This is a genomic window from Enterobacter sp. KBR-315C3_2022 (genome assembly GCF_041399425.1).
Taxonomy (GTDB): domain Bacteria; phylum Pseudomonadota; class Gammaproteobacteria; order Enterobacterales; family Enterobacteriaceae; genus Enterobacter.
In genome coordinates this window covers 26,974-36,126 of sequence record NZ_JBGKEB010000034.1, presented here as the reverse complement: position 1 = coordinate 36,126, position 9,153 = coordinate 26,974, and the positions used below count along the sequence as shown (strand labels likewise).

Sequence of the window (9,153 nt, the reverse complement as noted above, 5' to 3'; positions counted from 1 at the left end):
GGGCGACGACCGGAACGGGCAGTATTTCACGCCCTATAACGTCCAGTCACTGATGGCGAAGCTGCTGATGCCGGACGTCGACGAAACGATACGCCGCGAAGGATTCGTGACGGTGAGCGATCCGGCAAGCGGCGCAGCAGGAATGATTGTGGCGTATGCGGAATATCTGCTTGAGGCGGGCTATAACCCTTCTGAGCAGATGTTCGGTAGCTGCATCGATATCGACCCGATCGCAGCGGATATGGCGTTTATTCAGCTTTCCCTGCTGGGTATTCCCGCCGAGGTGGTTACGGGCAATACGCTCACGATGCAGCTTAACAGGGTGCGGTATACGCCCGTGTACTACATCAACAACTTTGAGAAGCGCCTGGACGATCAGCGCCGTATAGCTGCCATGCGAAAATTTTTGCAGGGACTCACGCAGGCCGCGTAACCGTATGCAGGGCAGGGGTTAACCCTGCCTTTTGCGCCGCGAAAGCACCACGCCCCTGCGGGGCGAACGGTAAGGGCCGCGCTGACGCGCTGCCCGTATCCGTCCGGTGTGTACTGTGTATATTATTTGTATTGTATGTATCTGGCTATGTACTACTTCTCCCCTTCGTACCTTTCCTCCTGCTGTGCGTTATGAAGGGAAAAACAGACAGGACCATGGCCCCTTCGGCTCCCCGTCCGTTCCGGCCGGGTCGTCAGCCCGACTACGCCAGACAGCTGCTGGCGCACCCGTCAGGCTCCGCCGAACCCGCTGGCGGTTTCGGGCTGGCGCTACGGTCTGAGTGCGAAAAACAACACCCGCGCTTGCAGTGTCCCTTCAGGACTCGCCGCTTAAACCGTGACGTAAATCACATTTCCGACACTTTTATGGCCGGAATGAGGCTTCGCCGCAGGCAAATCTTCATTCCGTATCGTGCGCATTTTGCCGTCTGAAAATGTCCGTCTTCATCATTTCGCGGAGGGCTGCTTATAGCAACACGCCATTTTTAAATACAGGGGTAAATAAACGCTTCGCGCCCCTGGATTTAAAAATGGCCTGCTGCTCATTGCCCTTCGCCGCTCAGTGATGAAGTCGAACGTTAATTATTCAGACAAGGAGAAGTGTAAAATGCGCACGCAAAAGGTCAACACCGCCACTAATGAATCAGCCGAACAGTTTGATACGGTATTTATTGAGAGCTGTCGTGTGGTTAAGCCGGGAAAAAAAGTTAATGGTCGTTCCGTTTCTTTTCTTCTCGCCAGTGGGTGACACACTGGCAGCGGACTGGTTGCGTCAACATTCTGATTATGACGGCGGGAACTGGGACTATTATCTTCTCCCAAAAGATGTGCAGGGAAAAATTGCACCTGACACGATAATCAGCACGCAGGTTACTACGGGGTTTATTGCACCATCCGGACACCAGTTGTATAAAATGGACATCCCGTGTAATTATTTCAGCGCAGAAGTCAGCGCGCAGGCGGCAGGTATCATTGCCACGCTGATAATAATGAATGGCCTGTCTTGGAAATTGTCGGAAATGGGGCCGAAGTATTCAGGTCTTTGTGATGGATTGATTGCCCGTCAGGATGCGCTTAAGGACTATATCAGTATAGCCAGACATCCAGAACGTCATTTAATATGGCGGGCAATTGACTAAATACAGCGAAGTAAAAAAGGCTCATATATGAGCCTTTTTTACTTCTGTTCGGTGGCGCTGGTTTTCTTGCTCTCTTTGATAGCCCTGTACGTTGCCTCTATTTTTCGGGCATAGTCATATCTTCTCTGTGCCTGCTTCTCAGTCTTCTTGAAACCTGCATTATATGCACCTACTGCCTGCCAGCTCACTCCCCATCTTTTAAATGCAATCGCGAGATAGTAGGCCCCGGTATAGATATTCATGCACGGGTCTGAAAGAAGGTGCTCCGGTTTTATTCCATAGCGCGCGAGTTCGTTAAAGTGCTGGGAGTCAACCTGCATGAGTCCGGAGCCGAACCCCGAAACCGGATTGTATCCCTTAACGTCCGTGCGAAAGTTTGATTCATTCCAGGATATTGCGCGCAGTAAATCCGGATCAATTCTGTAATCCTTCCCCGCAAGGTCGAAACAGTCTGCGGCATTCAGCGAACCAGATAAAGCCAGCGATATAATCAGGGTGACGATCCGTTTCATTTATTCCTCCGGGCGTTATGCCGGAAATACGTTAATCCATCCCGATGCTGTATTCAACAAATATGCACTCCTCACCACAAAATCACCACACCCCACGCAAAATGGACTTTTTGCTGATTGGCTTTTAAAGTCATGCACTTATAATTTTAGAATTGCATTTAATTTCAAAGTGAAAGGCTAACAGATTCACTTGTGACTACTGTATGAATCGTTGGCGATTCACAAACGATTCATGTACGATTCACAATATATATTTCATGACTTTATGTGATGGTGAATCGCAGGCAATCCGCCATGTGAATCGCCGGCGATTCGTCATAAAACTACTGGATGAATCGCCTGCAATCCGTCCTTCAGTTGCCGTAAAAAGGCTCTATCCTGCGGTACAAATAATATTCTTTGACAGCACAAAAAAAGGAGATTAGCGATGGCAAAGATACAGGCATATGTAAGCGATGACGTGGTGAACAAAATAAATGCCATTGTTGAGCAGCGACGGGCGGAGGGCGCCAGGAACGAAGATGTCAGCAGTTCCAGCGTTATATCGATGCTCGTCGAGCTGGGGCTGCGAGTTTATGAAGCGCAGATGGAACGCAAGGAATCTCCTTTTAACCAGATGCTTTTCAATAAAACGATTCTTGAAGCCGTCATTAAATCGCAGTTTATTGCCAGCAAGCTTCTAGCAATGGAATCCCTTAGTCCACATTTGGCCGGGAACGATAAGTTTGTTTTCCGAGAGATGGCTCAGTGCATACGTGAGGATACACAGGAAGTGGTGAATAAAATTTTTCCCGATGATAATGAAAACTCTGCGACATAATAATTTATCAAAGCTAAATAAAAAGAATAATGATCTGTGATTTTTGAATGACAATAAACGAAGTAGTGAGTATATTGGAATTGTGACTTAATAAAATTTGATTTCGGCTCGTTTGAGCAGATTCGCTGGCAAGGAGGGACGCATCCCCTCCATGCCAGCTACCCACAAAAACCTTACAAGGAGGCTTTATGAGTGCTCGTGATCCTATTCTTTCATCATCTTCTCGTCAATCAGAATTGGCGGCAGATTCGTCTGTTTTACTCTCCAGTCTAGAATATCCACTTTGTTTAAGAAGTTTAAATGGTGATTTCGTATATTCAAATATGAAGTTTTCCGAATGCATTAAGGGTTTTGAGTACTCTATATCAGAATGGTTTGAGCGACTTCCGGTAGAAACACGGTGCCAGATGTTGTCTTGCGAGCTTGATGCACTTTCAAGTCCTAATCTTGCCACGTTTATGAATCTTAATGTGGAAAGGATATATCAGTTTTCAGTTCTATTTAATAATGTTGTGGTCAATAAGACTATGTACATTTCATGGTCTTTCTTTGATAAATTGATTTTTAAAGAAAATAACTCCTACTTTAGGCTGGGAACAAAGATAAAAAGCCTTGATAAAAGGAATCCCGCTGTTATTTTAGAACCTGCTTATTATAAAGTGTTTTGCCTGTATTTTTCTGGTTTTACACATGACTTCATTTCATCACTTCTTAAGATAAATGTAGGAACTTCAAAAAATAGAGTATCTAAAGCGTACTCATTGATAGGAATTATAGGGAGAGATGAGATGGTGCTGTACTTAAAAACGAACTCCTATTTTGAATCAGTTTTAGATTATGCCTTTCATTTAATAAGTTGTAATAACGAAAGCGACATCTTAAAAGCCTTAAAAAGGGGTGTTAATTAATTGTTAATAAATCGATGACTTTTCGTGTATGGTCTCGAGCCTAACTTCTGAGTATGATCTTCCTGTAACAAAAATATAGAGAGAAAGTATGAGAAGATTTAGTTGCTCTCCTGCTATTGGTAATGCTGTGAGGGTGAAGCTTGATGACGAAACCGAAGCTTTACTTTCATTGGCAGTATCTCGAAGTGGGCGAAGCCGTAGTTTCGAGGCATTGCACAGAATAAAGGATCATCTTCGACGTTTTCCAATGTTCAGGATTATGGAAAACCCTAAGTTCTCTTATGAGAAATATCTCACGGTTCGTTTTGACGATGAAACCAATATGACACTGATCAAAGCCAAAAACCGTAGCGGCTGGTGCAAATCCTATGAGGTGCGGGAACGACTCCATGATCATCTGGTCAAGTTCCCCGATTTTTACAATGCAGAGATGGTGGAGGTGATACCTAATAATTTTGACTGAATAAGGTAAGGTTTTTAAGAAAATTCCATGAAGTGCTAAATATACAATTAAAGGATTAATAAAATGACTGATATTTCTGTAATGAATGAAGCAACCCATCCTCCTGCCAAAAAGAAGTTCACCCGGCTGGGCTTTCTGAAGGCGCTGAAGGTGGCGCTTCCTGTTGCAGCCGTTGCCGCTTTCTTCCCTGAAACGGTTCTGGCTGCCGGCGCAGGTAAAGACCTGATGTCCAGCGGTGATGAAACCGTGAAGGGCACCTTCGGCAAGGACTCCAGCGTGGTTAAGTGGGTGATCCTGGCCGAAGTTCTGGTGGGGGCCGTCATGTATATGACAACCAAGAACCTGAAGTTCCTGGCAGGCTTTGCCATTCTGTCTGTTTTCGTGACCGTGGGTATGTCCGTTGCCGGATATTAATTAACCCTTTCGGGTTAAATCAGCTCTCCCTGAATAACAAGTAATTTTCATGGGCGTTTTGCGCTCAGGGGATGGCTTTGCCCTGAAAACGGCTGGCGGCTTATTTCAGCGCCAGCCGACATACGGACTGAAATATGGCTGACGACTCTCTTATAAAATACCGCTTTCCGGAAACGCTGACCAACCAGAGCCGCTGGTTCGGGCTGCCCGTTGACGAGCTTATTCCGGCCGCCGCCTGTATCGGCTGGGGATTCTGGACCCAGCACTACATTCCGGGAATTATCGCGGCGGTGCTGGCGTATATCGCGATAAAAAAACTCAAGAAAGGGCGGGGCAGCTCGTGGCTGCGCGACCTTGTGTACTGGTACATGCCGACCGCGCTGCTGCGGGGAATATTTCACGACGTCCCGGACTCCTGCAATCGCCAGTGGATTAAATAAACGGAACTGAACAGATGGAACATGGAGCACGCCTCAGTACCCAGCGCGTTATTGCCATCGGGTTTATCTCGATGGGCACGCTGCTGCTGTTGAGCAGCATCACAAACGTTATTCAGGGCGTGAATAACTACCGCCTGCAGAACGAACAGAAAACCGTGGTTACGCCAATGCTGTTTCACGCGCCGATAGCGGTGTCGCAGAACCAGTCTGACGCCTCCTTCCTGCAGCAGACGGCGCTGTCATTAATCGCCCTGCGCCTGAACGTGACCCCGGAAACCGTCAACGCGTCGCACGAGCAGCTGCTGACCTACGTGCGTGCCGCCGCGCAGAACGATCTGAAGATCAAGCTTGCCGAGGATGCGAAGCGCATCAAGGACAACAACGTTAACTCGGCCTTCTACATGACCAGCGTGCAGGTGTATCCCGCCAGCAGCCGCGTGGACGTGCGCGGCCAGCTGAAAACCTGGATAGGCGACTCTAAGCCGTATCCGGACCTGAAGCATTACGTGCTCAAGTTTGAGCGCGAGGACGGCATCAGCTGGCTCAGCCACTTTGGAGAAATCACCGATGAGAAGAAATAAGCGCCTCAGCCTGCCCGCGCTGCTGCTATTCGTCTGCGGCCAAGGTATCGCCGCACCCCAGGCGCAGGACGCTACGGTGGTGCCGCTCGCCAACGGCGGCCAGGCCAGCATCGCGCTGAGCAACACCGACCCGAACCTCTTCACCGTGGCGGGCGATCGCGTGACGGCCCTGACCAGCCTCGACGGTGAGCTGACCCGCCAGGAGCAGACGGCCAGCGGCGGGGTTATCGTCAGCACCCTGAACAAAAAGCCGTTCACCTTCATTCTTGAGACCGAGCGGGGGCTGAACTTCTCGGTTCTCGCCGTGCCTCGCGCGGGCGCGGGGCGCACCGTGCGGCTTGTGAGCGAGCTGTCCGGCACCGGTGAGAAGGCTGCAGGCTGGGAGGAGTCCTCGCCGTATGAGGCCACCCTGGTCTCCCTGAGCCAGCACCTGGTGGGCGGCGTCCTGCCTGAAGGCTGGTATGAGCTTCCCGTTACCCGCGAGAGGATCTCGCCGCCATCGGGTCTGCAGGCTGACGCAGAGCGCGTATGGACAGGCAACCACCTGAAGGTTGTGCGTTACCGCGTGACGAACCGGTCTCCGTACGCACGCAACATCTCAGAGAGTGACTTCTGGCAGAACGGCATCCGCGCGGTCATGTTTGCCGAACCGGCCCGCGCGCTGACGGCGGGCGGCGCCATGCAGGTGTACATCATCAGCAGCGGGGAGGCGAACCATGGCCAGTATTAACTCGCTGGTGAAGCGCAAGCAGTTTCTCTGGCTGGGGATTGTGCTGGCCGCCGTTGGCGTGGTGGGCGGCGGCGGCTGGTATCTGGCGGACGTGCGCTATGACGGTACGTCCCCGGCCCAGAGCGAGAACGAGCCGGCGCCGGACATGACCGGCGTGGTTGACAGCACTTTTGACCAGAAGGTGCAGCAGCATGCCACCACGGAGATGCAGGCCACCGCGTCTGACATGCGAAAGCAGTACGAGCAGATGCGCAGCGAGCTGGACCTCCTCAGCAAGGGGCAGTCGGACTATCAGAAACAGATCAACAAGCTGAGCCAGGACAACGCGGCGCTGTCCGCGCAGGTCAGCGCGCTGGGCGCGAGGCCCGTGACCGCCGCCGGTGAACCTGCGCCGCAGCCGCCGGAGCCTGCGCCGGGTCCCGAGGGAGAGCCTCAGCCTGTGGCCTTCCCGCCGCAGACCCAAACGCAGCCGGGCGCGGTGCCGCCGCCGACCGCGTTCTATCCGGGTAACGGCGTGACGCCGCCGCCTCAGGTGCAGTACCAGCCCATTCCCGTTCCGAACCAGCTGCGCCGCCAGAGCTTTTCCCGTGAGGAAAAGAGGGGGCCGACCCTGCCCTACATCCCATCCGGCAGCTTCGCCAAATCCATGCTCATCGAGGGCGCTGACGCCAATGCGTCCGTGACCGGCAACGAGTCCACGGTGCCGATGCAGCTGCGCATCACCGGACACGTTGAGATGCCCAACAGCAAAAACTACGACCTGACCGGCTGCTTTATCGGGCTTGAGGCCTGGGGCGACGTGTCCAGCGAGCGCGCCATCGTGCGCACGCGCAACATCAGCTGCCTGAAGCACGGCGTCACCATCGACCAGCCGATTGCGGGGCACGTCAGCTTCATGGGCAAGAACGGCATCAAGGGTGAGGTGGTCATGCGCAACGGCAAAATCCTCGGCTGGGCCTGGGGCGCGGGCTTCGTTGACGGCATCGGGCAGGGCGTGCAGAGCGCCTCCCAGCCGTCGGTCGGCCTGGGTGCCACCGCCTCGCTCGGCGCGGGTGACGTCATGAAGATGGGTATCGGCGGCGGCGCGTCGAAAGCGGCGCAGACCCTCAGCGACTACTACATCAAGCGCGCCGAGCAGTATCACCCGGTTATCCCGATTGGAGCAGGAAACGAGGTGACCGTCGTCTTCCAGGACGGCTTCCAGCTGAAAACCATCGAGGAGCTGGCACAGGAGAGAGAGGGCAGCAGGGCCGGTGATGCCGACCGCAGCCCCGTGCCGCCGCCGTCCCTGCCGCAGGGCGGCATGAACGGCTTTAACACCGATCAGATGCTCAACCAGCTGGGCAAGCTTAACCAGAGCCAGTTCATGCCAGCCGCGGGCTCTCAGTAACCACACGGAAAGGAACCGATGATGAACAAGACACTGCCTTTCGCACTTTCACTGGCCGGCATCCTGATGCTGTCCGGCTGCGCCGGTACCGCCAGCGACTTTGAATGTAACGCCACCACGTCCGACACCTGCATGACCATTGAGCAGGCCAACGAGAAGGCAAAACGCCTTGAGGAAAGCGCCGTAAAGCCGGATGCGGCCGCGCTGCCACGCCTGGCTGAGGGCAGCTTCCGCACGGTCTCCGCGCAGCCGCTGATGCCGCCTCCGGCACCTGCTCATTCCGTTGCGTCGAGAAGCGCGCCGGTAAGGGGCACGCACGCTGTCGCGAATCCCTTCTCCCGCTCAGCTGAGGTTAAGCCTGTGAGCGGTGCAGCTCCCGTTATGGCACCGCAGCCGACGCACGAGTCCATCGTGGACCCGCGCCCGCTGCGCGTGGGTGAGAAGACCGCCGGGCTTTGGATAGCGCCCTATATCGACACGCAGGACGTGTATCACCAGCCGGGCCGCGTGTTCTTCGTGGTGAAACCGTCCGCCTGGGGCAAGCCCCGCGTTAACTGATGTTCTGACCGCCGCCTGACGTGGCGGCCCCTATCAACTCAACAATCTGTCGTTATCACGCGTGCCCTGAAACGTGAAAAGGGATGGGCGGTAGCGTGTCCGGACGGCAAACAGCAGGAGGCAACATGGCCGATGAACTCGACCTGCTTCAGGAGCAGGAAGACCTGATTAACCAGCTGCATATTCAGGCCGCCAGAGCACGGTCCGGCCGGGCGGGAGAGAGCCTGACCCACTGTGAGGGGTGCGGGAACGATATCCCACAGGGGCGGCGGGATGCGGTGCCCGGCGTCCGGGTATGCGTGGCGTGCCAGCAGCATCTTGAGTTTCAGTCAAAACAGTACCAGAGGTGGGGATGAGCATAAGCACTGACCAAAAGGGAAATTTCATGGTTGTGGGCAGTTCAGGAAGCTGTAAAACGACGTTCTGCTCTCAGATGGTGTCGGCGCTTCTGTCAGGACAGCGTTTTGAGAGCGGGGGCAAACGCATTGGGAAAAATAATAACGATTCAGGGGAGCGCCATGACAACCAGGGATAACGGCGATTCGGGGAAAGCAGGTTCAGGTATGAGCGTAACAAAACAGCAGATGATCAGGATTTTCCTGGCGAAGTCTGACATCAGCCAGATTAAGGCTCTGTATAGCGGTGAGGACGGGGAGAGGATGGCAGAGTCAATCAGAGACAACTGCAGCGTCTGGTTCCCATTGAA

Annotated in this window: 13 protein-coding genes; 12 read left to right on the top strand and 1 reads right to left on the bottom strand. The window is 53.5% G+C overall.

The window, feature by feature from the left end:
- Nucleotides 1–433, top strand: a 433-nt coding sequence (locus AB8804_RS21955) for an N-6 DNA methylase (protein WP_371190057.1), incomplete at its 5' end; no start/stop codon positions are given.
- A 769-nt stretch (nt 434–1,202) separates the two neighbouring features.
- Complete coding sequence (locus AB8804_RS21950) at nt 1,203–1,631, top strand: antirestriction protein (RefSeq protein ID WP_371190055.1); 429 nt, start codon at nt 1,203–1,205, stop codon at nt 1,629–1,631.
- 38 nt (nt 1,632–1,669) lie between these two features.
- Here the strand turns inward: AB8804_RS21950 and AB8804_RS21945 are convergent, their stop codons facing one another.
- A complete protein-coding gene (locus tag AB8804_RS21945) occupies nt 1,670–2,143 on the bottom strand; it encodes a transglycosylase SLT domain-containing protein (protein ID WP_371190054.1) in 474 nt (157 codons plus the stop codon).
- A gap of 427 nt (nt 2,144–2,570) precedes the next feature.
- Here AB8804_RS21945 and traM point away from each other — a divergent pair, with 427 nt between their 5' ends.
- The 10 genes from traM (at nt 2,571) to AB8804_RS21895 (ending at nt 8,803) form a co-directional block, all read left to right on the top strand.
- Entirely contained in the window at nt 2,571–2,963 is a 393-nt protein-coding gene (gene traM / locus AB8804_RS21940) for a conjugal transfer relaxosome DNA-binding protein TraM (protein WP_371190053.1), read from the top strand.
- A 188-nt stretch (nt 2,964–3,151) separates the two neighbouring features.
- Entirely contained in the window at nt 3,152–3,871 is a 720-nt protein-coding gene (locus tag AB8804_RS21935; RefSeq protein ID WP_371190052.1) for a hypothetical protein, read from the top strand.
- 88 nt (nt 3,872–3,959) lie between these two features.
- Complete coding sequence (locus tag AB8804_RS21930; protein WP_371190051.1) at nt 3,960–4,334, top strand: TraY domain-containing protein; 375 nt, start codon at nt 3,960–3,962, stop codon at nt 4,332–4,334.
- 63 nt (nt 4,335–4,397) lie between these two features.
- Nucleotides 4,398–4,748, top strand: coding sequence for a type IV conjugative transfer system pilin TraA (gene traA, locus AB8804_RS21925; RefSeq protein ID WP_371190050.1), 351 nt, complete (start codon nt 4,398–4,400; stop codon nt 4,746–4,748).
- 134 nt (nt 4,749–4,882) lie between these two features.
- The gene (gene traL, locus AB8804_RS21920; protein WP_371190049.1) at nt 4,883–5,188 is read left to right on the top strand and encodes a type IV conjugative transfer system protein TraL; all 306 of its coding nucleotides are present in this window, start codon (nt 4,883–4,885) and stop codon (nt 5,186–5,188) included.
- Nucleotides 5,189–5,202: 14 nt separating this feature from the next.
- Nucleotides 5,203–5,769, top strand: a complete 567-nt coding sequence (traE, locus tag AB8804_RS21915) for a type IV conjugative transfer system protein TraE (RefSeq protein WP_371190047.1) — start codon at nt 5,203–5,205, stop codon at nt 5,767–5,769.
- Nucleotides 5,756–6,499: a type-F conjugative transfer system secretin TraK gene (traK, locus tag AB8804_RS21910; protein WP_371190046.1), complete on the top strand. Its 744-nt coding sequence runs from the start codon at nt 5,756–5,758 to the stop codon at nt 6,497–6,499. The genes traE and traK overlap by 14 nt, the downstream gene beginning before the upstream one ends.
- Complete coding sequence (gene traB / locus AB8804_RS21905) at nt 6,486–7,889, top strand: F-type conjugal transfer pilus assembly protein TraB (protein WP_371190044.1); 1,404 nt, start codon at nt 6,486–6,488, stop codon at nt 7,887–7,889. Before traK ends, traB begins: the two co-directional genes overlap by 14 nt.
- A 21-nt stretch (nt 7,890–7,910) precedes the next feature.
- A complete protein-coding gene (traV, locus tag AB8804_RS21900) occupies nt 7,911–8,447 on the top strand; it encodes a type IV conjugative transfer system lipoprotein TraV (protein WP_371190059.1) in 537 nt (178 codons plus the stop codon).
- A gap of 125 nt (nt 8,448–8,572) precedes the next feature.
- Entirely contained in the window at nt 8,573–8,803 is a 231-nt protein-coding gene (locus tag AB8804_RS21895) for a TraR/DksA C4-type zinc finger protein (protein WP_371190043.1), read from the top strand.
- Nucleotides 8,804–9,153: the final 350 nt, after the last annotated feature.